Origin of the sequence: Ralstonia sp. A12 (assembly GCF_000801955.1) — a bacterium.
In the GTDB taxonomy this organism is placed as follows: Bacteria; Pseudomonadota; Gammaproteobacteria; order Burkholderiales; family Burkholderiaceae; genus Ralstonia.
Window position 1 is genome coordinate 52,873 of record NZ_JSZO01000007.1, and the last position, 25,439, is coordinate 78,311.

The window sequence follows — 25,439 nt, forward strand, 5'->3', positions numbered from 1 at the left end:
GACCCGTTCATGTCTCAATCGAATCGTCCCAAGCCAAGTCTGCTGCAGACGCCGCGCCGCGTGGTGCTGACGGCGGCGGCCCTGGCCGTGCTGACAGCAGCCACCATCATCGGTGCCGGCTGCATGACGCCCGCGCCCACTAGCAAGCCCGCAACGGCAGCAGCAAGCATCGCGGCCTCCGCCCCCGTCGCGCAAGCTGCATCGACGCCTGAGGCCAAGCCTGCACCCGCCAGCGCTACGCCCAACCCCGGCCAGGCCACATTGACCCAGGCGCAAGGCGAAGGCCGTTCGCGCTTCGTGCTGGTGCGTTGGCAAGAGCCGGGCGCTGCACCCAAGGATCTGCCCTCGGCTGAAGATGAGGGCGCGGATCCGGCCGCGCAGCCGATCTCCATTGAATTCAGCGCAGGTTTGGAAGCTGCCAACGGCGTTGCATCAGGCTACGCAGGCTGCAACCGCTTCACCGGGCCGTACGAGAAGCTCGTCTCGGGCATGCGTTTCGGCAACCTGGTGACAACGCGCATGGCATGTGACCCAGCGCGTATGGAACTCGAGAGCGCGCTTCTGGAAGCATTGAAATCGCCGCTGGCGACGGTTGGCATGCAGCCGTCAGCTTCGGGGCGTCAGGGTCGCCAGGTGATCTGGAAGACCGCCAGCGGCGCGCTGCTGCAGTTTGCAGAGCGGCCACTGTCGACGCCGACGTCTGCGCCGGCACCGGCATCATCACCGAGCGGCCAGAACCACTGATCAGCGCTTGGTGGGTTTGGCGGGCGCCGCCTTTGCCGAGACGGGCCTGGTGGCGCGCGTCGGCAAGGCGGTGATGTCGCTCGAGCCGTTGGCCGTGAGCAGCGTGTTCACCTGAATCACGTCGGCCTCGTTGAGCGAGCCGGCGGCGGACTTCAGCCGCAAGCCATTGAGGATGGTGTCGTAGCGCGCGCGGGCCAGGTCACGCCGCGCCTGGAACAGTTGCGCCTGCGCATTCAGCACGTCGGTGCCGATGCGCACGCCCACGCCATAGGCGAGTTGGTTGGAGTCGTAGGCCGTGCGTGCCGACAGCTCGGCCGCTTCCAGTGCCTTCACTTGCGCCAACCCTGCAATCACGCCGATATACGCTTGCCGTGCGCCTTGTTCGGCAGCGCGGCGGGCGTATTCAAGGTCGCTCGCGGCCTTGGTTTCCAGCGCGATGTTCTCGCGCACGCGCGACTGAATTGCGCCGCCCGCGAAGATCGGAATCGACACCTGCACGCCGATCTGCGAGCTATCAAAGCGCGCACCGCCCGGCAGCGACGGAATGTATTGGTTGCCGCTCGCGTTGGTGTGACCTGTTTGCGCCACCAGATCGACGGAGGGCAGGTGGCCGGCATTGGCCTTCTTCACATCGCGCTCGGCGCTCTGGAGGTTGTACTGGGCCAGTGCGACTTGCAGGTTACTGCTGCGCGCCTGGTCCACCCATGGCTCGGAGGCGGCCGGTTCCGGTTGCGGCAGCGCCACGCCTGTGCGCACGCCCGCCAGCGTACCGACGGGCTCGCCGACGATTTGCATGAGCGCGGATTGTTTGACCTCCAGGTCACTGCGCGCGGCAATGACGGTCGCGTCGATGGCATCGCGACGTGCTTGCGCGTCGTTGGCATCGGTGATGTTCGCGTTGCCGACATCGAAGTTGCGGCGCGCCTGCTCGTACTGCTGCTGGATGGCGTCGCGCTGCGCGGTGGCGAGCTGCAGCGTGTCCTGCGCGTTGAGCACGTCAAAGTAGGCCTGTGCCGTGCGTGTCATGAGATCAAGCTGCGCTTGCGCGAGCGAAGCTTCGGCGGCTTGTGCGGCAATCTCGCCTTGCTTGTAGGTCTCCCAGCGGTCCCAGCGGAACAGCGGCTGCGAGAGCGAAAGCGTCCAGCCTGTCGACGAGAAGGTTTTGTTGAATTCGACCGGTGCCTTCTGATCAAAGATGATGCGCGTCGAACTCCATGCGCCGCCAATCTGCGGCAACAAGCCGGCGCGGCCTTGCGTGAGCTTCTCGTGTTGCGCGAGCGATTGCGCGCGAGCCGATGCGAACTGCGGATCGTTGGCCAGCGCGGCGCGGTAAGCGGAGAGAAGATCGGTCGCAGCCGGCACATTCTGACTTTCCGGCGCGGGCGTTTGGGCCCACGCCATTAGCGGCGCGATCGAACAGCACAGCACAACAAGCGAACCGCGCACGGCAAACCGCGCGCGGCCAATGCAAGCAATACGCATAAAGCCCCCGAACGAGGAAAACGTCGGAAGGCAGCGCGGGCGTGTCAGAACCTGTTCACGCGAGTCGGAGCGTGAGCGGGCTCAGTTGGTTCTCGTGCCCGGCGGCGGCTTCCCCAATCAGTACGTCGCCATCTGCGGGTCTACCTGGTTGGCCCAGGCATGGACGCCGCCTTGCAGGTTGTAGACACGGGCCGGATCAAAGCCGGCATGCGTGATCAGAAACTGCGCAACCTGCGCGCTGCGTCCGCCGTGGTGGCAGATGCAGACGATGTCTTGGTCAGCTTGCAGCTCGCCGGCGCGTGTCTGGATCTCATTCATCGGAATGTGTGTGATGCCAGGCAGGGCGCAGATCTCCACCTCTTCAGTCCAACGCACGTCGAGCAGGACGGGCTTCGCGCGCGATGCGTCGGCGAGCCATTGGGCGAGGGCGGAGGGAGCGAGCTGTTGCATGATGATTGGGGAGAGCCGGGTGGTGGATCAGAAGCGGAATTGCGACGGTGCTTGCGCGCCCACCAGCGGCGTCACGTAAGTCTCGAACAGATTGCGCGTCTGGTATTCGGTGTTGGAGATGCGTGTGATGAGCTGCGCTTCCATGACCGGCGCGCCACCCACGAAGATCGCCAGGCGGCCACCCACCTTGAGCTGTTTGAGCAGCGCTTCCGGCACAGCCGGCACCGAGGCCGACACGCAGATCACGTCGTACAGGTCCTGGCCCCAGCCTTGCGCGCCGCTGGCTTCGACCACGTCGACGTTGGTCACACCGTTGCGCGTGAGGTTGTCGCGAGCGAAGGCGATCAGCTCGGGCACGATGTCCAGCGTGGTGACTTGGCGGCCGCGGTGGGCCAGCAGGGCGGCCATGTAGCCCGAGCCCGCGCCGATTTCCAGCACGTCTTCATGCTTGCGCACGGCCAGCTCTTGCAGCACGCGGGCTTCCACGCGCGGGGCCAGCATGTTCTGGCCGCCAGCCAGCGGGATTTCCATGTCGACGAACGCCAGTGCGCGATAAGCCTCGGGCACGTAGTGTTCACGTTTGACGACGGCCAGCAGGTCGAGCACGTCGGTATCGAGCACGTCCCACGGACGGATTTGTTGCTCGATCATGTTGAACCGGGATTTTTCGATGTCCATGGGCATGCCTTCCGCGCGGAGCGAGTGAAGCGAATGAGGGTTTGACGAGAAACCCGGCATTTTAGCAAGTCCGGAGGACATTCCGGCAGAGAACGTCATGACTTGGTGCCCCCGTTGGAGTCACCATGGATATCAGGCAGGGTGCGCCAGGGTTGTGCAGTGAGCGGAGGTGGCGGCGGGATCACGGCGCCGGGCACCGGACTGCGCAACAGGCCATGCAGCACCAGCGCCACCACATGCGTGATGAACGCCTTCGGCTCCAGCACCTTGGAGGCACAAGGGCCGAACGAGTGTTTCCACATCATCAGGAAGAGCATCGGGGCGGTCAGCGCCAGCGTGGTCAAGTCCACATCGGTTTCGCGGAACTCACCACGGGCCACGCCGCGCGTCAGGATGCGCGCGAACAGGCGGTCGCAGCGCTCGATGACCTCTTCGTTGTAGTACTGCGCCAGATCGGGGAAATTGCCCGATTCGGCCATCAGCAGCTTGGTCAGGCCCGAGGCCGGCGATTCGCCGATCAGCTCCCACCAGCCCATCAGGATTTCGTGCAGCAGTGCCTCGGTGGTGCCTTCAAACGTGTCGATTAGGGACTCGCCCTCGGCCAGCGCGGGCAGCAGGTTTTCCTGCACCACCGCCTTGAACAGCTCTTCCTTGTTCGCGAAATACAGGTAGACCGTGCCCTTGGACACGCCAGCCGCCGAGGCCACGTCTTCCAGTCGCGTGGCCGCATAGCCGCGCGCCACGAACAGGTTGAGCGCCGCTGCCACCAACTCCTGTGGGCGGGCTTCCTTGCGGCGGGTCCAGCGTTTGGCGGAAGACTCGGTATCTCGATCGGTCACGGCGGCAACTGCAAAAATGGTGTGAGTCAGCGCACATTGGTCGCTGACTCGCAGATAACTTACTTTCCGGTCATTAATGTACGCATGGCGCGAGGGTGGGTCAAGCAACATCGGAACCAGTCAATCAGACTGGGCCTCGAATGTGCTGGTGCACAATAGCGGCTCTCCAAGCCATTTCGTTGATGAGGACGGCCATGGATTGCCGACCCCACTGCGGCGCGTGTTGCATCGCGCCTTCCATCTCCAGCCCGATTCCCGGCATGCCCAACGGTAAGCCGGCGGGCACACGCTGCGCACAGTTGGATGACGCCAACCGCTGCCGCATCTTCGGCCACCCGGAGCGCCCGGCGGTATGCGGCAGCCTGCAGCCCGAACCCGACATGTGCGGCGCCACGGCGGTGCACGCCATGCAGTTCCTGGCCCGACTCGAAATCGCCACTGCGGCGCATTGATCTTCCATGACTGATTCCACAAATTCTTCTGTCCGATCGACCCGGCTGCGCTGGTGGGCCGGCGCAGCCGCTGTCGCGGCGACCGTTGCCGTCGTGCTGGTCGCCTGCATGCCGACCGGTTGGACGGGTAGCGGCTACACCTTCTCGCGCGGCCAGATGCAGGAAGCGCTGGCACGCAAGTTTCCGTTCCAGCGGCGCGTTCTCGGTTTCTTCGATGTCACGTTGACCAACCCGCAGATTTCGCTGGACCCCGCGCGCAACCGCATCGCCATCCAGGCTGACGCGAGTGTGGAAAGCGGCCTGCTGCGCCAACCGCTGACCGGGCCGCTGGCCATTTCCAGTGGCTTGCACTACGACTCGCCCTCGCGTTCGATCCGTCTGGATCAACCGAGCGTCGACCGCTTCGATCTGCAGAACGTGCCTGGCGGATTGGGCCAGCAGATCAGCGCGATCGGCTCGTTGATCGCGGGGCAATTGCTCAATGACTACGCGGTCTACACCTTCAAGCCGGAGCAGCTGAAAGTGGCCGGCATTGCTGTAGAGCCCGGTACAATCACGGTTTTGCCCGAAGGCGTGCACGTTCAGGCCAAGCGGCCTTGATGCATTTGGTAGCGTACATCGCACGCCCGGCGCCTCGTTTTTCTCCTCCTCTTCTCCACCTCTGCTGACTGCATGGACATTGCACTCGCCATCAAAGCGCTGATTCTCGGTATCGTCGAAGGTCTGACCGAGTTCCTTCCCATCTCCAGCACTGGCCATCTGATCCTCGCGGGCCAACTGCTCGATTTCAATGACGAGAAGGGCAAGATCTTCGAGATCGTGATCCAGTTCGGCGCCATCCTGGCGGTGTGCTGGGAGTTCCGCCACAAGATCATCGAGGTGGTGAAGGGCCTGCCCAATGACCCGCGCCAACAGCGTTTCGCCATCAACGTGATCGTGGCAACGATTCCCGCGATCACGCTGGCGCTGATTTTCGGCAAGGCGATCAAGGCGCATCTGTTCAACCCGATCGTGGTGGCATCGGCGTTCATCATCGGCGGCTTTGTGATCCTGTGGGCCGAATGGCGTGAGCGCCATCGCGGTGAGACGCACGACCCGCGCGCCAATGCGCTGCTCGAGGCCGCCAAGGCTGGCGCGCCGCGCATCGAGACGCTGGACGATTTGCGCATCTCCGATGCCATCAAGGTGGGCTTTGCGCAGTGCTTTGCGCTGATTCCGGGCACGTCGCGTTCGGGCTCGACCATCATCGGCGGCCTGCTGTTCGGCCTGTCGCGTAAGGTGGCGACCGAGTTCTCGTTTTTCCTGGCGATTCCCGTGATCTTTGGGGCGACGGTGTACGAGCTGTACAAGTCGCGTGCGCTGCTGTCGGCGGACGATCTGTCGATCTTCGCGGTGGGCTTTGTGGCCGCGTTCATCTCGGCGTTCTTCTGCGTGCGTTGGCTGCTGAAGTTCATTGCGACGCATGATTTCCGCGGCTTTGCGTGGTACCGGATCATCTTCGGCGTCATCGTGCTGGTGACGGCCTACACGCACCTCATCGCCTGGCAGGCCTAAGCCGGCGCGCATTTCCCTTCCTTGGCGCGGGTCTTCGCGCTGTCTGCACGATCGGGCGGATTCGGACACACTGGCGGTTTCTTTCGCCAGCCGCTGTCTGCCGGTCGCCCGATCATGAGTGCACTTTTCCAGCCTTTTCCCCTGCGCGGTCTCACGCTTGAGAACCGCATCGTCATCTCGCCGATGTGCCAGTACTCGGCCGACCACGGCCAGGCCACGGCGTGGCATCACACGCATCTGGGTGGTCTATCGCTTTCGGGGGCAGGCCTGTTGATGATCGAGGCGACCGCTGTGTCGCCGGAAGGGCGCATCACCAACGGCTGCCTGGGTTTGTGGGATGACACCACCGAAGCGGCGCTGGCCAGCACGCTCGCGGCCATTCGCCAGAACGCGCTGGTGCCGATTGGCATGCAGATCGCGCACGCTGGCCGCAAGGCGTCGAGCGCCCGGCCGTGGGAGGGTGGTGCGCTGCTGCCGCTCGACGCCGGTGGTTGGGAAACGATGGCGCCTTCCGCTGTGTCGCAACGCCCCGAAGAACGCGCCCCGCGTGAGATGACCGACGCCGATCTCGCTCGCGTGCGTGAGCAGTTTGTCGCCACCGCGCGCCGTGCTGTGCGTCTGGGTTTGGCGGCGATCGAGCTGCATGCTGCGCACGGCTATCTGCTGCATGAATTCCTCTCGCCGATTGCCAATCAGCGCACCGATGCATATGGTGGCTCGCGCGAGAACCGCATGCGTTATCCGCTGGAGATTTTCGAGGCCGTGCGCGCTGTGGTGCCGGACAACATTCCGGTGGGCGTGCGCGTGTCGGCGACCGATTGGGTGGAGGGTGGCTGGACGCCGGAAGATTCGGTGGTGTTTGCGCAGGCGCTGCGTGCGCGCGGTTGCGACTGGATCGATGCGTCGTCAGGCGGCGTGTCGCCGCTGCAGCAGATTCCACTGTCGACGGGCTATCAGGTGCCGTTTGCCGAGAAGATCCGCCGTGAGGCCGAAGTGCCGACTATTGCCGTCGGCCTCATCAACGAGGCGCACGAGGCAGAGGCCATCGTTGCGGATGGGCGTGCGGACCTGGTCGCAGTTGGCCGCGCGTTCCTCTACAACCCGCACTGGGCGTGGGCTGCTGCGGCTGAACTGGGCGCCACCGTCAAGGCACCGCCGCAGTACTGGCGCGCCTTTCCTCGTCACGCCAAGAACCTCTTCGGCGAGACGCATTTCGGCGCGCGGTGATCTGCGCGTAAGGGGTGGTTAACCGCGCTTGCGGAAGACCATATCCCACACGCCGTGCCCGAGGCGCAGGCCGCGCTTCTCGAACTTGGTGACGGGGCGATAGTCGGGGCGCGGCGCGAAGCCATCAGCGGTGTTTTCGAGCTGCGGCTCGGCGGACAGCACTTCCAGCATCTGATGGGCGTATTCCTCCCAGTCCGTCGCGCAGTGCAGATAGCCGCCCGGCTTCAGGTGCGCTGCCAGGCGCGCCACGAACGGGCCCTGGATCAGGCGTCGCTTGTTGTGGCGCTTCTTGTGCCACGGGTCCGGGAAGAACACGTGAATGCCATCCAGCGTGCCTTCCGGAATCATCTGCGCCAGCACTTCCACCGCATCGTGCGAACAGATGCGGATGTTGCCGATCTCGCGTTCGCCGATCAGCTTGAGTAGTGCACCCACGCCCGGCTCGTGCACTTCCACGCCCAGGAAATCGTCGTCCGGACGCAGTTGCGCGATGTGCGCAGTCGTCTCGCCCATGCCGAAGCCGATTTCGAAGATGCGCTTCGCACCGGTGCGGCCGAAGGCGGCCTCCCAGTCGAGCGGCGCGGCGGCGTAGGGCAGTTGGAAGCGCGGGCCGAGTTCATCGATGGCGCGCTGCTGGCCGGTAGACGTGCGGCCGGCACGGCGCACGAAGGAGCGGATGCGGCGCGGGTGGCCGGTTTCCGCGCCGCTTTCAGCGTCTTCGGCGGCGTTGATGTCTTGCGATTCCGGCGTGGTGTCGGCGGGGCCGGTGCCCGGCTGTTCGATGGGCTGCATGAAGATCCCGTGCCGTGTGCCGCACTGAGCGGCGGGCAACAAAAAAGCCGCCGAGGGCGGCTTCAGACTGTGTTCGGTGGAGCGGGCGATGGGAATCGAACCCACGGCTCTAGCTTGGGAAGCTAGGGTATTACCATTATACGACGCCCGCGTAGCCCAGCATTTTATGCGGGATTTCGGAAGTTGGGCAAGCGATGGGGGCGGATATTGGTTCGAAAAGTGGATTGATTTGCACTTCTCACGTCGGCGTCACCAGATACCCCGCCCGAGCTATTGGCCCGACGGCTTTTCACGACGGCGCCCCGCGCTCCTCCGGTTTTCATCCCACGCCGGGAATACGGTCGAACGCTTGACCACCCCATAGGCGAAGCTCGTGTCAATGGCGGCGATGCCCGGAATGGCATGTAGCTGGCTGCGCACGAAATGCTCGTAGTCCTGCAGGCTTTCCACCAGCACGCGCAGCAGGTAATCCGCTTCGCCGGTCAGCACATAGCAGTCGAGGATCGCATCGATGGCGCGGATTCGGTTCTCGAACGTCGTGACCACCTCCCGCGAGTGCTGCTGCAGGCGAATATGGACAAACGCCGTCACCGGCAGGCCGTATGCCTCTTCATCGACGATGGCCGTATAGCCACGGATCACCCCCGCTTCTTCCAGCAGCCGCAGCCGGCGCAGGCAGGGCGAGGGCGATAGGTTGACCCGCTCCGACAGCTCCTGGTTGGTCAAGCGGCCCTCCTTCTGCAAGGCGGCAATGATCTGCCTGTCCTTCTTATCCATGTGATTTTCTAAAAGTGGCAGGTTCTGCCAAAGCTAGTCGCAGCATTGGCGGAAATTGCAAGATACTACTTTTTGTGCTGAGGCATTCTGTCTCCATTCTGAAATCGGGGATGGGCGGAATGCGTGGTTCGACATTGACGGTGGGCGCGGGTGGTCAGGCTGGGCTGGGCGCCATGCAGACCAGTCCGCTGATCGGGTATGCGGCGATGGTGCTGACGGTGCTGATCTGGGCGGGGTTCGCCCTGTCGATCCGCGCGATTGGCGCTTCGCCGCTGGCGCCGGCAGACGTGGCGCTCATCCGGTTCGGCTTGCCGACCTTGCTGTTGTTGCCGTTCCTGCCGTCACGCTGGCCGATGCTGCGCCGCGTGAAGCCGCTCAGTGCGCTGATGGTGCTGGTGGGTGGTGGCGTGCCGTTCTTCTTCATGGCCTCTGCCGGCGGCAAGGCGACATCCGCGGCCCACGTGGCTGCGCTGATCGCGGGTACCACGCCGCTGTCAGTGGCGCTGGTCGCCTATGCGCTGGACGGTCAGCGCATCGGTGCGGCACGGGCGCGGGCGATCGGGATCATTCTTGCGGGTGTGCTGCTGTTGCTGGTGTCGCAATCGCACGGATCGCAAGGCGCCTTTGTCGGCGGAGCAGCGATGCTGTTGCTGGCCAGCCTGCTGTGGGGCAGCTACACACTGGGGCTGCGTCGTGCCGGGCTTGACGCCATCGGCTGTGCGCTGCTGCTGAGCGTGCCTTCCTTCCTGCTGACCGCACTGCTGGTGGGGCTGGGTGTGGTCGACAGCCATATCGGACAGTTCACCATCGCCAGCGCCATGCCATTCCTGCTGGCCCAGGGCCTGGGGGTGGGCGTGATTTCCAGCGTCTCGTATGCGCTGGCAATCCGGCATCTGGATACGCCGCGCTGTTCCGCGATCGGCTCGTTGGCGCCGGCGTTGGCGTGCCTCGGGGCCGTGCCGTTGCTCGGTGAATCGCTGACCCTGACCATTGCGTGCGGCATTGCCGTGATCACCGCTGGCGTGATCCTGGCAAACCGCGCATAAGCCCATCGCATTGATCTTCCGGAGAACACACATGCTCGCGACCCTTGCCACCGTTGCACCGGACCCGTTGTGGGGGCTGACCGCCGCATTCCGCGCTGACCCTCGGCCCAACAAGGTCGATCTCGTGGTCGGTGTCTACCGCGATGACACCGGACGGACGCCCGTCATGGCTGCTGTGAAGATTGCAGAGGAGCGTCTGGCTGCGGCCGGTACCTCCAAGGCCTACCGAGGGTTGGCCGGCAATATCGATTTCAATGCCGGTCTGGCAGCGCTGCTCCTCGGACATGATGCAGGACGCCTGGCGCGCCAGTACACGATGCAGACCGTGGGCGGCACTGGCGCGCTGCGATTGTTGGCCGACTTCATCGCCGTGGCGTCGCCCAGCGTGCGCGTTTGGGTGTCGGACCCTGGCTACGTCAATCACGTGCCCATCATGCGTGCGGCAGGTCTTGCCGTCGAACGCTACCGCTGGCGTGCTGAAGACGGTGTGCTCGACGCCGACGCGGTTCTCGCGGACCTTGCTGCCGCGCGCGCAGGCGACATCGTGCTGCTGCACGGCTGTTGCCACAATCCGACCGGCATCGATATGGACATCGAGGTCTGGCAGGCCGTGGCGGAGCGTTGTGCGAAGCAGGGTTTGATACCGCTCGTCGACATGGCTTATCTGGGGTTGGCCGACGGCCTGGAACAGGACACCGCGGGCCTGCGTTTACTCGTCGATGCGCTGGACACGGTGCTGGTGGCGGCAAGCTGCTCCAAGAGCATGGGCCTGTACTGCGAGCGTACCGGCGCCGCGATGGTGATCGGCAAGACCAAGGCGACTCTGCAGCCGGTCGGTGGTGTGCTGGAGCGCATCACGCGCACCAACTATTCGATGCCGCCGGAGCACGGCGCTGCCATCGTGGCTGCCATCCTTGCCGATGCAACGCTGACGGCCTGCTGGCGCGACGAGTTGGAGCACATGCGCGAGCGCATCGTCGGCAATCGGCGCCGGCTTGACGACGCATTGGCCAGCCTGGGGGCGCCCGCCGCGCTGCAGAACCTGTCGCGGCACAAGGGCATGTTCTCCATGCTGCCGCTGGACGCCGACGCCATGGAGCGCCTGCGTGCGGAGCACGCCATCTATGGCACCCAGGGCGGCCGTATCAATATCGCGGGACTGGCGCCGGAGCAGGTCGACCGGGTGGCTGGCGCGCTGGTCGCCGTGGCGTCAGACATGGCGTACGCGCTGGCCTGAGAGACGGATAGCCGGGGTGATATGGAGGCCGCGAGGGTCATATGCGCGGGTCGTCTTACTTCGCCTTGAATCCCGGCAATCCACTTGCCAGTTTGCTATGCGCTAGCGCTACCGCGTTCTGCACGGCGGTCAGGAAATCGCTCTGCAAATCTTCAACGGGAATGGCGCGGCGGAAGAAATCCGCCCACACGAACTCGGCAAAAGCGGTGGGCGTCTTCTCATAACCGCCCGCATTGCGCACGTACCCGGCGAGCGACCGATAGGGGTCGTCGATCAGCTTCTCCAGGCAGTCAGGCACGCAAGCGTAGTAGTGCCGCACGCCATGCTCGTCGAGGGGATGGACCCAGCAGCTTTTGTCCATCGCTTTCCAGAAATCGTCGATGGCGTGATCCGACAGATCGGCCTCGACCTCGAAATACCCGACGCTCACGCCGGCTTCCAACGCCGCGCGCCCGAGATGATGGTGATCCGTGATGTACAGCTTGCCGCCCGGCCCGAGTACGGCCGGAATCGGGTGCGCCTGCATGAATGTCTGCTGGTCTTTCGGCGCAAGCGACATCAGGTGCTTCTTCTTGTCCTGAACCTCGATCATGCCCACGGTGAGTTGCGTGGGGCGCAGGTCGTGGATGGACGATTCGTGAATCTTGGGCATGGTGCTTCCTCTACTGGGGTTGCCGATGAGCGATGCTGGGTATTTAGCAGCATAGCAAGGGCCAACACCGAGGAAGCCGAACTACGCCTATCGCCGCCGTGCCATCGCCTGCATGGCCGCATCGACGAACCTTGCCGCAGCAAGTTCGCCGGCCATGGGGGTGGCGGCCTTGGCGCAGGCGGCGATCACGTGGCACAACGATTCCGTGTCTTCCTGGCACGCGCGCAGCAGCGGCATGGCAGCCCCGGCGGCTGAACCGAAGTGGATGACCGCCAAGCGCATCAATTCCACCTTGACCACGTTGGGCAGCACGTCGGCCAGCTCGGGCGCGACGGGCGTCTGTACGGCTGGGGTGGGTGCGCGCGGTGCCTCGGGTGGTTCAATAGGCACGAGGCGCGGCTCGTTGGCCGCTGGTACGTCAACCGGCGCAGCCACCGTCTGCAGGCCGAGCGTCATGCCGGTCAGCGGCGGTAGTTCGTCGTAGATGGGGGATATGGACGACAGGGCACCGTGTTCCCGATTGGATTCATCGTCCAGCAGCGGGCGGTTGAAGTAGGCGATGGGGTCGAAGGCGTCAACGGGGGTTGCCGGGGCGGGCATGTGTTCCCGCGCAACACCGGGCAGTACGTCGACCATACCGGCCAGTTGCAGCCCGACGAGCAGTTCATCCAGGTCGGACCAGTCGCCCAGCAACTGGTGCAATTGCCCGACGGTGCGGGCGCCGTCAATGAGGATCAGCAGATGGCGCTGGCGCATCTGCATGTCGTGACGGCGTGCGGCCAAAGCCTCGCGCCCATCCTCCGTCTTGATCAGGACGCTCGTCGTAGCAAGCATGGTGACTCCCCGTTAAACAGCCAGCCCGGCATCTTGATGTGCCGGTGCAAGCTGTACGTTAGTCAGCACTTTCGAGCGGTGCCATCGTACGATTGGCGGAGATTGTTAAACCTGGGGCGAACGATTGGTCTAGCTCCGCCAGGATTCCAGTGCTGGCGCGGTTTCTCCCGGCGTGCTGCTTTGTGCGGCCAGCGTGCGGGCGTAGCTTGCATACCACGCCAGCACGTCCGGATTGGCCATTGCGTCAGGATTGGCGATGCGCTCGGGCGGGGCGCCCAGCAGCAATTTCTTGATCGGCACCTCCATTTTCTTGCCTGACAGCGTGCGCGGCACGCCTGGGGCCTGTACGACCACGTTGGGCACATGTCTCGCCGACAGCCCCGCCTTGATGCGTGCGTTGATCGTATTGCGCAGCGTGTCATCCAGCACAGCGCCGTCCCGCAGCACGACAAACAGCGGCATGAATGACTCGCGCCCAAGGAATTCCAGGTCAACGACCAGGCTGTCGAGCACTTCGGGCAGGTCTTCCACCACGCGATACAACTCGGCTGTGCCCATGCGGATGCCATGGCGGTTGATGGTGGCATCGGATCGGCCATAGATGATGGCGCCGCCGCGCGGGGTGATCTTGATCCAGTCGCCATGGCGCCACTGGCCGGGGTACATGTCGAAGTAGCTGTCGCGGTAGCGGCTGCCGTCGGTGTCGCCCCAGAAGAACAGCGGCATCGATGGGATGGGCGCGGTGCAGACCAGCTCGCCCACGGCGTCGATGAGGGGTTTGCCGGCCTCGTCCAGCGCTTCCACGCGGGAGCCGAGATTGCGGCACTGCATCTCGCCGGCATAGACGGGGAGGGTGGCGACGCCGCCTACGAAGCAGCCGGCAAAATCGGTGCCGCCCGAGATCGGGTTGAGCCAGACGTCGGCTTTGACGTGGCGATAGATCCAGTCGTAGGCCTCGGCAGAGAGCGGCGAGCCGGTCGAGCCGACCGCGCGCAGCTTCGATAAGTCGAAATCCCGCCCAGGCTCGATGCCGGCCTTCAGGCAGTTGGCGAAGAACGCCGCGCCCGCGCCGAAGAACGTCACGCCTGCGTCCTGTGCGAAGCGCCACAGCGTGTTGAGATCGGGCGTGCCGGGGTTGCCGTCGTAGATCGCGAGCGTGACGCCGCCCAGCAGGCCGCTCGCCTGCGAGTTCCACATAACCCAGCCGGTGCTGCTGTACCAGTGGTAGACGTCGTCGGGGCCGAGGTCGAGATGCAGCGCGCCCATCATCGTCTGCACCAGCAGCAGGCCGCCGTGGCCATGCACGATGGGCTTGGGCATGCCGGTGGTGCCGGACGAATAGAGAATCCACAGCGGGTGATCGGCCGCCACGGGTGTCACGACGAGCGGCACGTCGTTCGCCGTCAGATCGCGCCAGTCCTGGGCTTGCGGGAAGCGTGCGCGGTTGATGTCGCCAAGCAGTTGCGGCACGAGCACGAGGTGTTCGACCGTCGGCAGCGCGGCGACCATCTCTGCGATCACGTCGGAGCGGTCAAACACGCGGCCGCCGTAGTGATAGCCGTCCACGGCGATGAGCACCTTGGGCTCGATCTGACGGAAGCGGTCGGTCACGGCCACCTGGCCCATGTCGGGCGCGCAGACCGACCAGATGGCCCCTACGCTGGCCGTGGCGAGGAAGGCGACGATGGCGTCCGGCGTGTTCGACAGATACGCGGCCACGCGGTCGCCGGGCATCACGCCCATCTTGCGCAGCGCATCGGCCAATGAGGCGACGCGCTGGCGCAACTCGCGCCACGAGAGGTCCGCCAGGGGTTTGGTTTCGCTCGCGTAGCGAATGGCGGTGCGATCGGGGCTGCCGCCTTCTTCCACGTGGCGCATGACCTGATCGACGTAGTTCAGCTTGGCGCCGACTAGCCATTGCGCGCCGGGCATGGTGCGGTCGCCCAGCATCCGCGTGAAGGGTGTCGAGGCGCGCAGGTCGAGGTAGTCCCACACGGAGGTCCAGAACGCTTCGAGTTCGGTGGTGGACCAGTCCCAGAGTTGGGCATAGCCCTCGGGCGTGGTGGCCGAAAAGCGCAGGCCGCGCTCGCGCGCGAGCCAGTCGAGGTAGTGGGTCAGGCGCGAACGCGCAATGAAATCAGTCGAGGGCATCCACAGCAGGGCGCCTTCCTGGATGGTGCTCATGTGTCTCCTCCGCCAGATGGGCAAGGGGGAAGGCCGCTCGCTCTAGATGGCGGGTCGGCCGATGGGGTGGTGACGGATTAAAACCTGCTCACGGTCCGTAGCGAGCGGCCCGAGGTTGGCTTGAGAAGCGCAACCGTACATGGGTACGGTGAGCATCGCAGAGCCAAGATCGGGGCGCGCAGTAGGACCGTGGGCAGGTTTAGATGCCGCCCATGCACAGGTACTTGAGTTCAAGATACTCGTCGATACCGTAGACGGAGCCTTCGCGGCCCAGGCCCGATTGCTTGATGCCGCCAAACGGCGCCACCTCGTTCGAGATCAACCCGGTGTTGATGCCGACCATGCCGTACTCAAGCTGCTCGGCCACACGCCAGATGCGGCCGATGTCGCGACTGAAGAAGTAGGAGGCGAGGCCGAATTCGGTGTCGTTGGCCAGACGCACGACTTCCGCTTCGTCTTCAAACTTGAAGATGGCGGAGACCGGGCCGAAGGTCTCTTCGCGCGCGATCAGCATGTCGGGGGTGGCGTCGGCCAGCACGGTGGGCTCAACAAAGCGCTGCGAGCCGAAGCCCTGCATCAGCTTGCCGCCGGCGGTCAGGCGCGCGCCCTTTTGCGTCGCGTCGTTGATATGGCGCTGCACCTTCTCCACGGCCTGATCGTCGATCAGCGGGCCTTGCACCACGCCGGTATCAAAACCGTTGCCGACCTTGATGCCGCGCACCTTGGCCGAGAGCTTCTCGACAAACGCGTCGTACACCGAGGCATGCACATAGAAGCGGTTCGTACATACGCAGGTCTGGCCCGCGTTGCGGTACTTCGATTGCACCGCGCCTTCCACGGCGGCATCGATGTCGGCGTCGTCAAACACGATGAACGGCGCATGGCCGCCCAACTCCAGCGCCACCTTCTTCACCGTCGGCGAGCACTGCTGCATCAGGATGCGGCCCACCGGCGTCGAACCCGTGAACGACAGATGTCGCACGATCGGCGATTCGCACAGGGCGCGGCCGATGGCGATCGAGCGGTCGGCATCGCCCGTCACCACGTTGATCACGCCCTTGGGAATGCCCGCGCGGTGCGCCAGCTCAGCCATCGCCAGTGCGGAGAGCGGCGTCTGCTCGGCCGGCTTGATAACGATCGTGCAGCCTGCAGCCAATGCCGGCGCGACTTTGCGGGTGATCATCGCCAGCGGGAAGTTCCACGGCGTGATGGAGGCACACACGCCCACCGGCTGCTTGAGTACGACCATGCGCTTGTCGCGCCAGGTGCTGGCCATGACATCGCCGGAGACGCGCTTGGCTTCCTCGGCAAACCATTCGATGAAGGACGCACCGTAGATGATTTCGCCCTTGGCTTCGGCCAGCGGCTTGCCCTGCTCGGCGGTCATTAGCGCCGCGAGGTCGTCGGCGTTGGCGATCAGCAGGTCGAACCAGCGACGCAGGATGGTCGCGCGGTCCTTGCCGGTCAGTTCACGCCAGGCCGGCCAAGCCGCGTTGGCGGCGTCGATGGCGCGCAGCGTTTCTGCGTGGCCCAGGTTGGCGACGTCGGTCAGGTGGGCGTTGGTGGCGGGGTCGTAGACGGGGAAGGTCGCGGCGTCCGCTGCGCCTACCCAGGCGCCGTCCACGTAGGACTGCGTTTTGACGAGGGTGCGGTCTTTGATGCGGCCAAGCGCGTTGGCGGCGGTCGGATCGAATGCTTCGGACATGGCGGTCTCCGGAAGGAAGCAAGGCGGACCGACAGGCCCGCCTTTTAGATGCAGCAGTCGCTTAACTTGGTAAGAATAACCGAACGACCGTTCGCTTGCTGACCCTGCCGCCAGGGCGCGCTCTTACTGGAAGAGCGTGTCCCACATGGCGTCGACCTTGGTCTTGATCGCTGCATCCATGACGATGGGTTGGCCCCATTCACGCGTGGTTTCGCCGGGCCACTTGTTGGTGGCGTCGATGCCCATCTTAGATCCCAGACCCGACACAGGTGAGGCGAAATCCAGGTAGTCGATGGGGGTGTTTTCCACCATGACCGTGTCGCGCGCCGGGTCGACGCGGGTGGTGATCGCCCAGATCACTTCCTTCCAGTCGCGCAGGTTCACGTCGTCGTCCACCACCACGATGAACTTCGTATACATGAACTGCCTCAGGAAGCTCCACACGCCAAACATCACGCGCTTGGCGTGGCCGGCGTACTGCTTTTTCATGCTGACCAGCGCCATGCGGTAGCTGCAGCCTTCGGGCGGCAGGTAGAAGTCCGCAATCTCCGGAAACTGCTTCTGCAGCAGCGGCACGAACACTTCGTTGAGCGCCACGCCCAGCACGGCCGGCTCATCGGGCGGCTTGCCTGTATACGTAGAGTGATAGATCGGGTCGCGCCGCATGGTGATGCGTTCGACCGTGAACACGGGGAACCAGTCCTGCTCGTTGTAATAGCCGGTGTGATCGCCGAACGGGCCTTCGAGCGCGTGCTGATAGCCGCTCGGGTGTGTCGGGTCAGGCTGGATATGGCCTTCGAGGACGATCTCGGCGCCAGCGGGCACTTGCAGTTGCGCCTGCGCGAGCGAGGGCGTCAGGCACGTCGCCAGCTCGGTCCGGCTGCCGCGCAGCAGGCCCGCAAATTGATACTCCGACAGCGTATCCGGCACTGGCGTCACCGCCCCGAGGATGGTGGCCGGGTCCGCGCCCAGCGCCACCGCAATCGGAAAAGGCTGACCCGGATTCGCGATGGCGTGCTCGCGGAAGTCCAGCGCGCCGCCCCGGTGCGCCAGCCAGCGCATGATGACCTGGTTGCGGCTGATCACCTGCTGGCGATAGATGCCCAGGTTCTGCCGCTTCTTGTGCGGCCCGCGCGTGATGACGAGCCCCCACGTAACCAGCGGTGCCGCATCGCCCGGCCAGCACGTCTGCACGGGAATGCGCGCGAGATCCACATCATTGCCTTCCCACACGATCTCCTGGCATGCCGGCGACGACACCTTGCGCGGCGCCATGTCCCACACGGCCTTGGCCATCGTCCACAACTTGCCGGCTTCACGTAGGCCACGCGGCGGCTCGGGTTCCTTCAATGCAGAGAGCAGGCGACCGACGTCGCGCAGTTCTTCGAGCGACTCCGCGCCCATGCCCAGCGCCACTCGACGCGTGGTGCCGAACAGGTTGGCGAGCACCGGCATGTCGTACTTGCGTGTGCCATCCACGGGCTGCTCGAACACCACTGCCGGGCCTTCGGCGCGCAGCAGGCGGTCGCAGACTTCGGTCATTTCCAGCCGTGGCGAGATCGGTTGCCGCACCCGGCGCAGCTCACCGGCGCGTTCCAGTTGGGCGAGAAAGTCACGTAAGTCCCTGTATTGCATGGATTTTTGTAACCAAAGGTAAGGGGTAAGACACCTGTCGCGCACATCCCGGACCGGTCAAATGACCGGCTGGGCACGTTTTTTTTGGTGTAGGCGGGGTGGCCGCGATTGTACGGCCAAAACTTCGCGGCACCCTGATGACAGAACGCACCGCGGGTCAGCCAGTCCCAACAACACGGGTTTCATCATAACTTTCTGATATGAAAAACAGATTCTTTATGATTGACTTGGCATAACGCGCTTCCTACAATCCAATCCGATCTGGTAATTGTTGCATTGCAACATGTTTTCGGCTATTGCCCTCGCCCATCTCTCGTTCGAATGAGGGGCGACACCAGAGCACTTCAGCATCGCTGCGGGACGTGACCTCCCCAAGGACACGCCCCGCATTTGTCTGGGCACACGGGGAGTGCCCCCAACAGATGCCGGCTGACTGCAACAGCGCGGCATCCTTACTAGAAACCGTTGCGATCCGAAACGCACGGCGCCATGCAAAAGAAAGGCGCCTACCGAATCAGCGCAGCGGACGGAGGTAAGTATGAACGGTTGGAAAACCCTTCATTCTTCCGGGATCGGTTCGGCGCTGCAACGCCGGCTCGTTGCCCCGGTTGGCCGCCGCCTGGCGCGCGCTGGTCAAGTTGCGCTGCCTAGAAAGCTGCGCATGGAGTTGAACGCAGGGGGCGCTGCCGCGTCCCGCAATGAGTTGCATCCTGGCGTCCTGCTGGTGTTCCGCAGCGGGCATGTCGTGCTGAACAGCATCGGCGTGCTGGCGGTGGCGGCTGCGGTCGCGCTTTCGCTCAACGGCGAGTGGCGTGCCATGGCTGTTCAGCGCGTGCTGCATTTCACACCGGGTGCGGACACCAATGTGGCCTCGGCCACGCCGTCGCCTGCCGTCTCGACTGGTGTGGAGCCGGTTGCCTTTGCGCCGGCCGCACCGTCGGCTGGCATGGGCGCCGCTCAGGCCGTTGCACCTGCCACGACTGCCCAAGCGGGCGGTGCGGTGGCGGCTGCGGGCTGGGATTCGCTGTCCAAGGTACCTTCCGTGGCCGAACTGGCTGCGCAGATTCCGAACACGCAGGTCGCTCGTGACGCGCGTGAGTCGGCGACCGCCGGTACGCCGCGTGAGCAGGCTGCCGTGGCCGAGTACATCGCCCGCAAGTACCGCGTGGCGGCGACTGCCACCGGTCAGTTGGTGAAGGCGGCCTACCAGACAGGCAAGGAAGTCGGCATTGATCCGCTGCTGATCTTGGGCGTGATGGCCATCGAGTCCAGCTTCAACCCGTTTGCCGAAAGCGGCATGGGCGCGCAGGGCCTGATGCAGGTGATGACCAAGGTCCACCAGGACAAGTATGAGGTGATGGGCGGCGTCAATGCTGCACTCAACCCGTACGCCAACATCAAGGTCGGTGCACTGGTGCTCAAGGATTGCATCGCCCGTGGCGGTTCGATCGAAGGCGGCTTGAAGCTGTACGTTGGTGCAGTGACGCAAGGTGACGGCGGCTACGGCAGCAAGGTGTTGGCGGAGCGTTCGCGCCTGCGCATGGTGGCAACGGGCCACAAGTCGCCGGTGACGATGGCTTCCGAGCGTGAGCAGGCCAAGCCGGTCGCTGCGGCCAAGCCTGTCGCCAAGCCGGCGGCCGAGCAGCAGGAAGAAGCGCGCGTGGACGACAAGTCGCACGGTCAAGCCTGATCCGCAGACGCTCTCTATATAGAAAGAAGAAAGGCCGTCCCTCGGGGCGGCCTTTTTGTTTGGGTGGTTCGAAGCTGGCGGCCTCTAGCGCCCGAATAGCTTGCCAAGTCGCGCGACCGCTTCTTCCAGATGATCCATCGCCGTGGCGTAGGACAGTCGGATATAGTGCTGCGCCGTGTACGGCCCGAAATCCAGGCCTGGTACTAGCACCACGCCTGCTTCCTGCAGCATCGATTGGGTGAGTGCGTCGGCATCTGCCGCGTGCGGATGATTCACGCCACGGCAGTCCGCGTAGACATAGAACGCTCCGTCCGGCTTGACCGGCACCTTGAAGCCCAACGACTCCAGTGCCGGCACGATGAAGTCACGGCGGCGGCGGAATTCAGCTTTACGGCTGTCGTAGATGGCCAGCGCTTCCAGTTCGAAGCACGCCAGCGCCGCGTGCTGCGCCACGGCTGACGCGCAGATGAACAGGTTTTGCGCGACCTTCTCGAACTCGGGGACCAGCTCGGCGGGTGCCACCAGCCAGCCGAGTCGCCAGCCGGTCATGTTGAAATACTTCGAAAAGCTATTGATCGTGACGACATCGTCGCCGAACGACAGCGCTGAGACCGGTGCCTGGTCGTACGACAGACCTTGATAGATTTCGTCAACGATCGAGAACCCGCCGCGCGCACGCACTGCCTGCACGATGCGTTGCAGCTCGTCCGGCAGGATGGACGTGCCGGTCGGGTTGGACGGGGAGGCCAGCAGCACCCCCTGTGTTTGTGCCCCCCAATTGGCTTCGACCTGCTCGGTGGTCAACTGGAAGCGCTGTTCCGGCCCCGATGGAATCAGCTTCGCCACGCCATTGAAGGCGGCCACGAAATGCCGGTTGCACGGATAGCTCGGGTCGGGCATCAGCACCTCGCCACTAACTTCCACCAGCACCGCACACGCCAGCAGCAGCGCTGCCGACGCGCCGGCGGTCACGATGATGCGCTCGGGCGCAATGTCGAGGCCGTAGGTGGTCTGGTAGTAGCGGGCAATGGCCTCGCGCAGCGGGCGGATGCCCAGTGCGCCGGTGTACTGCGTCACACCGCGCCGCATGGCATCGGCTGCGGCCTGCACGACAGGTTCGGCGGCGGTGAAATCCGGCTCGCCGATGCCCATGTGGATGATGCTGCGCCCCGCCAGCTCCAGCTCGCGGGCCTGCTTGGCCAGCTCCATCACATGAAAGGCGCGGATATTGGCCAGCCGGGCGGCTGTCTGCAGGCGGTGGGCGTCCATCTTGAAGCGAAGCTAAAGGGGTACAGCGAACAGCAAACGCCAGACTGAGTTTGGACTCAGCGGCGGGCAGCAACCTCGACAGCACGCACCTGAGCGGCCAGCTTGTCCAGCACGCCGTTGACGTACTTGTAGCCCTCTACGCCGCCAAAGGTCTTGGTCAGTTCCACGGCCTCGTTGATCACGACCTTGTACGGGATATCGACGCAGTGCACGAGTTCGTACGCACCGACCAGCAGGGCCGCGCGCTCAACCGGCGACAGCTCGGCAACCGGACGGTCCAGGAACGGCGTGAAGCTCTCCGTCAGCGTGGTCTCTTCACGGATCGCGCCGTGGAGCAGGGCATCGAAGTGTGCGCGGTCGGCCTTGTTGAAGCCTTGCGCATCTTGCAGGTGCGCCTCGACCACGCCCGGATCGTTGCGGTTGAGCAGCCACTGGTACAGGCCCTGCAGCGCCAGTTCGCGCGCACGGCGGCGCGCGCTCTTGGCGGGGGCCTTGGTCTTGGCCTGGGAATTGTCTTGCGTCATGGGAAAAGCCTTTGCGCGAACAGCCGCGCTTATTCGTTCTCTTCGTCTTGGCCGTGATCCTGCAGACCGTCGAGGTCGCTGGTCAGGTTGGCCATTTCAACGGCGGCGCGGGCGCAGTCGCGGCCCTTTTCGCGGGTGCGGGCGTGGGCCTGTGCGTCGGTGTCGGTGGTCAGGATGCCGTTGGCGATGGCGATGTTGAAGTCCAGGCCGACGCGCGTGATGCCGGCGGCGGATTCGTTGGACACCAGCTCGAAGTGGTACGTCTCACCGCGGATCACGGCGCCCAGCGCGATCAGCGCGTCGAACTGACCCGATTCGGCCATTTTTTGCAGGGCCAGCGGGGCTTCCAGCGCGCCCGGCACGGTCACCAGCAGCACGTCTTCGCCGGCCACGCCGAGCTGTTCGAGTTCAGCGACGCAGGCTTCGCGCAGCGCTTCGCACACGGGTTCGTTGAAGCGCGCCTGAACGATGCCGATGCGCAGGCCTTCGCCGTCGAGATTGGTCGGGTAGAAGCCGTGTTCCATGATGTGTTCCGGTTAGGGTTGCCGATTGGGGTTGCCAATCAGACAACGTCAGAAATCGAGAAAAAAGCGAAAAGGAGAAAACCAGCGCGGCAGCCGGAGCTGCCGCAGGAAAGCATCAATGCTTGGTTGCCGTCGTTGTGTCGGGCGTTTCGGCCATCGACTGATAGGCCGTCACTTCCAGATCGTAGCCGGTCATGCTCGGCAGCTTGAGTGGCGAAGCCAGCACACGCATCTTGCCAACACCCACATCCTTGAGGATCTGCGCGCCGATACCGTAGATGCGCGGATCGGGTTTGGTACGCGGGCGCTCGTGCGGGGCATCCAGTGCGGTGAACTGGGTAAACAGACGGTCCGGCGAATCGCCGCAATTGAGCAGCACGACGACCCCGGTCGGGGCAGCCTGCACGGCGCGCAGGGCGGCCGGCACGCTCCACGAGTGCGTGGTGCGCTGGCATTCGAGCAGGTCCAGCACCGACAGCGGCTCGTGCACACGTACCAGCGTCTCGGTGCCCGGCGTCGGGTTGCCCTTGACCAGTGCCAGGTGGGCGCGGCCGGCAGCGTGGTCGCGGAAAGCCACGGCACGGAAGGTGCCGAATTGCGTTTCCATGGTGCGCTCGCCTACGCGCTCGACAATGCTTTCGGTGCGGCTGCGGTATTGGATCAGGTCGGCAATCGTGCCGATCTTCAGGCCGTGCTTCTTGGCGAACTCCACCAGATCCGGCAGGCGCGCCATGGTGCCGTCGTCTTTCAGGATCTCGCAGATCACGCCGGCGGGTGTCAGGCCAGCCATCGCGGTCAGGTCACAACCGGCTTCAGTGTGGCCGGCGCGCATCAGCACGCCACCCTTCTGGGCGCGCAGCGGGAAAATGTGGCCCGGATTCACCAGATCCGCCGGCTTGGCGTCCTTGGCCGCGGCCACTTGGATGGTGCGTGCCCGGTCGGCAGCGGAAATGCCGGTGGTTACCCCTTCGGCAGCTTCGATCGATACGGTGAAGTTCGTGCCGAACTGCGTACCGTTGCGGCTCGCCATCATCGGCAGGTCGAGCTGGTCGCAGTGTTCTTCGGTAAGCGTCAGACACACCAGGCCGCGCGCGTGCGTGACCATGAAATTGATGGCTTCCGGTGTGACGTAATCGGCCGCCAGGACCAGGTCGCCTTCGTTCTCACGGTCTTCCTCGTCGACCAAGATGACCATCCGGCCGGCGCGGATTTCGGCAATGATTTCTTCGACTGTGGCGATCGACATGACGTGACAGGGGTGCGCGCCGCCGGCCAACCCCCGTTTGGTGGCCATGCGACTGCTTAAATGGGAAGCCCGCTATTGTACGCCAAGGCGGCCCAATCGACCCCGCCTTGACCCCTCAGCGCCAGGGTTCAAACGGTGGCGGGCTGGGCGAGCGTGGTGTGGCTCAGCATGCGCTCCACATACCGGGCGATCAGGTCGATTTCCAGGTTGACCTGGCTGCCGGCCTTCAGGTGCTTGAGCGTGGTGACGGCCACCGTGTGGGGGATCAGGTTGATCGAAAACTCGCAGCCGCTGGCATCGTCGCGCACGCTGTTGACCGTGAGCGAAACGCCGTTGACCACCACCGAGCCCTTGTAGGCCAGGTACTTGCCCAACGACGGTGCCGCACGCACACGCAACTCGTGCGATTCATTGACCGGCGCGAAATGCGTGACGGTGCCCAGGCCGTCCACATGGCCCGAGACCAGGTGCCCGCCGATGTGGTCGGCCAGGCGCAGCGCCTTCTCCAGATTCACTTCGCCCGGGTGCTCCAGGCCGACGGTTTTCGACAGCGACTCACGCGAGACATCTACATCGAACTGCGTGTCGGTCTTGGCGACGACCGTCATGCACGCGCCCTGGATGGCGATCGAATCGCCCAGCGCGACATCGGCCAGCGGCAGGCCACCCGAGTCGATGGACAGGCGTACGCCCGCATCAGCGTTGGTGCCAAGCGGCGTGACGGTTTCAATGCGGCCAACTGCGGCGACGATTCCGGTAAACATAGTGATCAGTCTGTCGGGTTGCGGCGCGCCAGGATGCGGAGATCGCCCCCGATGCGCGAGATGTCGTGAAAGAAGAATTCGGCCGCGCCTTCCAGTGTCTGCAGCGGCCCCATGTTGAACATGCCCTGGCCCGAGCCGAGCACCTTGGGCGCCAGGTAGACGAGGATCTCGTCGACCAGCCCTTCGCGCAGCAAGGAGCCGTTGAGCTTGAAGCCAGCCTCGACGTGTAGCTCGTTGATTTCGCGGCGGCCCAGCTCGCGCAGCATCGCAGCCAGATCGACCTTGCCAGCCGCATTGGGCAGGAGGACGACCTCCGCGCCGCGTTCGGCCAGGGCGCGCATGCGGCCAGCTTCGGGCTGTGCGGCAAAGATCAGCGTCGGCTCGTGGTGGCCATCGGCGGTGAGGATGTGCGCATCGAGCGGCACGTCCAGCGCCGAGTCGACCAGCACGCGGCGCGGCTGGCGCGGCGTGGTGACGGCACGCACGGTCAGGCGCGGGTTGTCTTCCCGCACTGTGCCGATGCCGGTGAGGATGGCACAGGCTCGTGCGCGCCAGCGATGGCCGTCGTTGCGGGCCTCGGCTTCGGTAATCCACTGGCTGATGCCGTTGTCGAGCGCCGTACGGCCGTCGAGCGATGCGCCGACCTTCACGCGCACCCACGGCGTACCGCGCGTCATGCGTGAGACAAAGCCGATATTGAGTTCGCGTGCTTCGCGCTCCAGCAGGCCGCAGCGCACGTCGACGCCGGCATCCCGCAGTTTTTGCAGGCCGCGTCCGGAAACGGCGGGGTTCGGGTCTTCCATTGCCGCCACCACGCGGGCGATGCCGGCTTCCACCAGGCGGTCTGCGCAGGGCGGGGTGCGGCCAAAATGGCTGCACGGCTCCAGCGTCACATAAGCCGTCGCACCGCGCACGTCCTGGCCGCGCGATTGGGCATCTTTGATGGCTTGAATTTCAGCGTGGTCCTGGCCGGCGGGCTGGGTATAGCCCTCGCCGATGACGGTGTCGCCGTGCACGATCACGCAGCCCACGCGCGGGTTGGGCGTGGTGGTGAAGAGCCCCTTCTCGGCCAGCGCCAGGGCGCGCTGCATCATGGCGTGGTCGAAATCGGAAAACATGGGCGGGGCAGCGTGG

The 25,439-nt window shown here is 64.7% G+C and carries 25 protein-coding genes and 1 tRNA gene; 8 read left to right on the forward strand and 18 right to left on the reverse strand.

Features of this window, described 5'->3' with window-relative positions; all coding sequences use genetic code 11:
* The first annotated feature begins 9 nt into the window (after positions 1–9).
* A complete protein-coding gene (locus PI87_RS10315; protein WP_052321477.1) occupies positions 10–744 on the forward strand; it encodes an META domain-containing protein in 735 nt (244 codons plus the stop codon).
* Here PI87_RS10315 and PI87_RS10320 read toward each other — a convergent pair whose 3' ends face one another.
* From PI87_RS10320 to PI87_RS10335, 4 genes are all read right to left on the reverse strand, one after another.
* Positions 745–2,226 (reverse strand): TolC family outer membrane protein, encoded by a 1,482-nt coding sequence (locus PI87_RS10320; RefSeq protein ID WP_039597625.1) that lies wholly within the window; start codon positions 2,224–2,226, stop codon positions 745–747.
* 117 nt (positions 2,227–2,343) lie between these two features.
* The gene (locus PI87_RS10325; RefSeq protein WP_039597626.1) at positions 2,344–2,676 is read right to left on the reverse strand and encodes a rhodanese-like domain-containing protein; all 333 of its coding nucleotides are present in this window, start codon (positions 2,674–2,676) and stop codon (positions 2,344–2,346) included.
* A gap of 27 nt (positions 2,677–2,703) precedes the next feature.
* Entirely contained in the window at positions 2,704–3,354 is a 651-nt protein-coding gene (locus PI87_RS10330) for a protein-L-isoaspartate O-methyltransferase family protein (RefSeq protein ID WP_039597627.1), read from the reverse strand.
* Positions 3,355–3,449: 95 nt separating this feature from the next.
* Positions 3,450–4,193 carry a TetR/AcrR family transcriptional regulator gene (locus tag PI87_RS10335; RefSeq protein ID WP_052321478.1) on the reverse strand — a complete coding sequence of 248 codons (744 nt, stop codon included), beginning with the start codon at positions 4,191–4,193 and terminating at the stop codon, positions 3,450–3,452.
* Positions 4,194–4,387: 194 nt separating this feature from the next.
* Between PI87_RS10335 and PI87_RS10340 the strand changes: the two genes are divergently transcribed.
* The 4 genes from PI87_RS10340 to PI87_RS10355 all read left to right on the forward strand — a co-directional run bounded on the left by PI87_RS10340 (position 4,388) and on the right by PI87_RS10355 (position 7,426).
* Complete coding sequence (locus tag PI87_RS10340) at positions 4,388–4,645, forward strand: YkgJ family cysteine cluster protein (RefSeq protein ID WP_084209929.1); 258 nt, start codon at positions 4,388–4,390, stop codon at positions 4,643–4,645.
* 6 nt (positions 4,646–4,651) lie between these two features.
* Positions 4,652–5,245, forward strand: a complete 594-nt coding sequence (locus PI87_RS10345) for a DUF1439 domain-containing protein (protein WP_039597628.1) — start codon at positions 4,652–4,654, stop codon at positions 5,243–5,245.
* Between the two features lie 72 nt (positions 5,246–5,317).
* Positions 5,318–6,199, forward strand: coding sequence for an undecaprenyl-diphosphate phosphatase (locus PI87_RS10350; RefSeq protein ID WP_039597629.1), 882 nt, complete (start codon positions 5,318–5,320; stop codon positions 6,197–6,199).
* Positions 6,200–6,313: 114 nt separating this feature from the next.
* The gene (locus PI87_RS10355) at positions 6,314–7,426 is read left to right on the forward strand and encodes an NADH:flavin oxidoreductase/NADH oxidase (protein WP_039597630.1); all 1,113 of its coding nucleotides are present in this window, start codon (positions 6,314–6,316) and stop codon (positions 7,424–7,426) included.
* Positions 7,427–7,444: 18 nt separating this feature from the next.
* On the opposite strand, the gene trmB is transcribed toward PI87_RS10355, so the two are convergent.
* The 3 genes from trmB to PI87_RS10370 form a co-directional block, all read right to left on the reverse strand.
* Complete coding sequence (gene trmB, locus PI87_RS10360) at positions 7,445–8,218, reverse strand: tRNA (guanosine(46)-N7)-methyltransferase TrmB (RefSeq protein ID WP_039597631.1); 774 nt, start codon at positions 8,216–8,218, stop codon at positions 7,445–7,447.
* 77 nt (positions 8,219–8,295) lie between these two features.
* Positions 8,296–8,369 (reverse strand) — tRNA-Gly (locus PI87_RS10365).
* A 119-nt stretch (positions 8,370–8,488) separates the two neighbouring features.
* Positions 8,489–8,995, reverse strand: a complete 507-nt coding sequence (locus PI87_RS10370; RefSeq protein ID WP_052321479.1) for an Lrp/AsnC family transcriptional regulator — start codon at positions 8,993–8,995, stop codon at positions 8,489–8,491.
* Between the two features lie 119 nt (positions 8,996–9,114).
* Between PI87_RS10370 and PI87_RS10375 the strand changes: the two genes are divergently transcribed.
* Together PI87_RS10375 and PI87_RS10380 are read left to right on the forward strand one after the other, a co-directional pair.
* On the forward strand, positions 9,115–10,041 hold the full coding sequence (locus tag PI87_RS10375; protein ID WP_198139544.1) for a DMT family transporter: 927 nt from the start codon (positions 9,115–9,117) through the stop codon (positions 10,039–10,041).
* A 31-nt stretch (positions 10,042–10,072) separates the two neighbouring features.
* A complete protein-coding gene (locus PI87_RS10380; protein WP_039597632.1) occupies positions 10,073–11,278 on the forward strand; it encodes an aromatic amino acid transaminase in 1,206 nt (401 codons plus the stop codon).
* 55 nt (positions 11,279–11,333) lie between these two features.
* On the opposite strand, the gene PI87_RS10385 is transcribed toward PI87_RS10380, so the two are convergent.
* The 5 genes from PI87_RS10385 to ubiD all read right to left on the reverse strand — a co-directional run bounded on the left by PI87_RS10385 (position 11,334) and on the right by ubiD (position 18,288).
* Positions 11,334–11,930: a ParB-like protein gene (locus PI87_RS10385; RefSeq protein WP_039597633.1), complete on the reverse strand. Its 597-nt coding sequence runs from the start codon at positions 11,928–11,930 to the stop codon at positions 11,334–11,336.
* Between the two features lie 87 nt (positions 11,931–12,017).
* The gene (locus PI87_RS10390; RefSeq protein ID WP_039597634.1) at positions 12,018–12,764 is read right to left on the reverse strand and encodes a hypothetical protein; all 747 of its coding nucleotides are present in this window, start codon (positions 12,762–12,764) and stop codon (positions 12,018–12,020) included.
* A gap of 129 nt (positions 12,765–12,893) precedes the next feature.
* Positions 12,894–14,948, reverse strand: coding sequence for an acetoacetate--CoA ligase (locus PI87_RS10395; protein ID WP_039597635.1), 2,055 nt, complete (start codon positions 14,946–14,948; stop codon positions 12,894–12,896).
* A gap of 199 nt (positions 14,949–15,147) precedes the next feature.
* Positions 15,148–16,653, reverse strand: a complete 1,506-nt coding sequence (locus PI87_RS10400; RefSeq protein WP_039597636.1) for an NAD-dependent succinate-semialdehyde dehydrogenase — start codon at positions 16,651–16,653, stop codon at positions 15,148–15,150.
* A gap of 123 nt (positions 16,654–16,776) precedes the next feature.
* Positions 16,777–18,288 (reverse strand): 4-hydroxy-3-polyprenylbenzoate decarboxylase, encoded by a 1,512-nt coding sequence (ubiD, locus tag PI87_RS10405; RefSeq protein WP_039597637.1) that lies wholly within the window; start codon positions 18,286–18,288, stop codon positions 16,777–16,779.
* A gap of 538 nt (positions 18,289–18,826) precedes the next feature.
* On the opposite strand from ubiD, the gene PI87_RS10410 reads away from it, so the two are divergent.
* On the forward strand, positions 18,827–19,978 hold the full coding sequence (locus tag PI87_RS10410; RefSeq protein ID WP_039597638.1) for a lytic transglycosylase domain-containing protein: 1,152 nt from the start codon (positions 18,827–18,829) through the stop codon (positions 19,976–19,978).
* An 84-nt stretch (positions 19,979–20,062) separates the two neighbouring features.
* Here PI87_RS10410 and PI87_RS10415 read toward each other — a convergent pair whose 3' ends face one another.
* The 6 genes from PI87_RS10415 to ribD form a co-directional block, all read right to left on the reverse strand.
* On the reverse strand, positions 20,063–21,247 hold the full coding sequence (locus tag PI87_RS10415; protein ID WP_039597639.1) for a pyridoxal phosphate-dependent aminotransferase: 1,185 nt from the start codon (positions 21,245–21,247) through the stop codon (positions 20,063–20,065).
* Between the two features lie 56 nt (positions 21,248–21,303).
* Positions 21,304–21,771 carry a transcription antitermination factor NusB gene (nusB, locus tag PI87_RS10420; RefSeq protein WP_039597640.1) on the reverse strand — a complete coding sequence of 156 codons (468 nt, stop codon included), beginning with the start codon at positions 21,769–21,771 and terminating at the stop codon, positions 21,304–21,306.
* Between the two features lie 29 nt (positions 21,772–21,800).
* Positions 21,801–22,295 (reverse strand): 6,7-dimethyl-8-ribityllumazine synthase, encoded by a 495-nt coding sequence (ribH, locus tag PI87_RS10425; protein WP_021195252.1) that lies wholly within the window; start codon positions 22,293–22,295, stop codon positions 21,801–21,803.
* A gap of 115 nt (positions 22,296–22,410) precedes the next feature.
* Positions 22,411–23,541 carry a bifunctional 3,4-dihydroxy-2-butanone-4-phosphate synthase/GTP cyclohydrolase II gene (gene ribBA / locus PI87_RS10430; RefSeq protein WP_039597641.1) on the reverse strand — a complete coding sequence of 377 codons (1,131 nt, stop codon included), beginning with the start codon at positions 23,539–23,541 and terminating at the stop codon, positions 22,411–22,413.
* 128 nt (positions 23,542–23,669) lie between these two features.
* Entirely contained in the window at positions 23,670–24,305 is a 636-nt protein-coding gene (locus PI87_RS10435; RefSeq protein ID WP_039597642.1) for a riboflavin synthase, read from the reverse strand.
* Between the two features lie 5 nt (positions 24,306–24,310).
* Complete coding sequence (gene ribD / locus PI87_RS10440; RefSeq protein WP_039597643.1) at positions 24,311–25,423, reverse strand: bifunctional diaminohydroxyphosphoribosylaminopyrimidine deaminase/5-amino-6-(5-phosphoribosylamino)uracil reductase RibD; 1,113 nt, start codon at positions 25,421–25,423, stop codon at positions 24,311–24,313.
* Between the last annotated feature and the right edge of the window lie 16 nt (positions 25,424–25,439).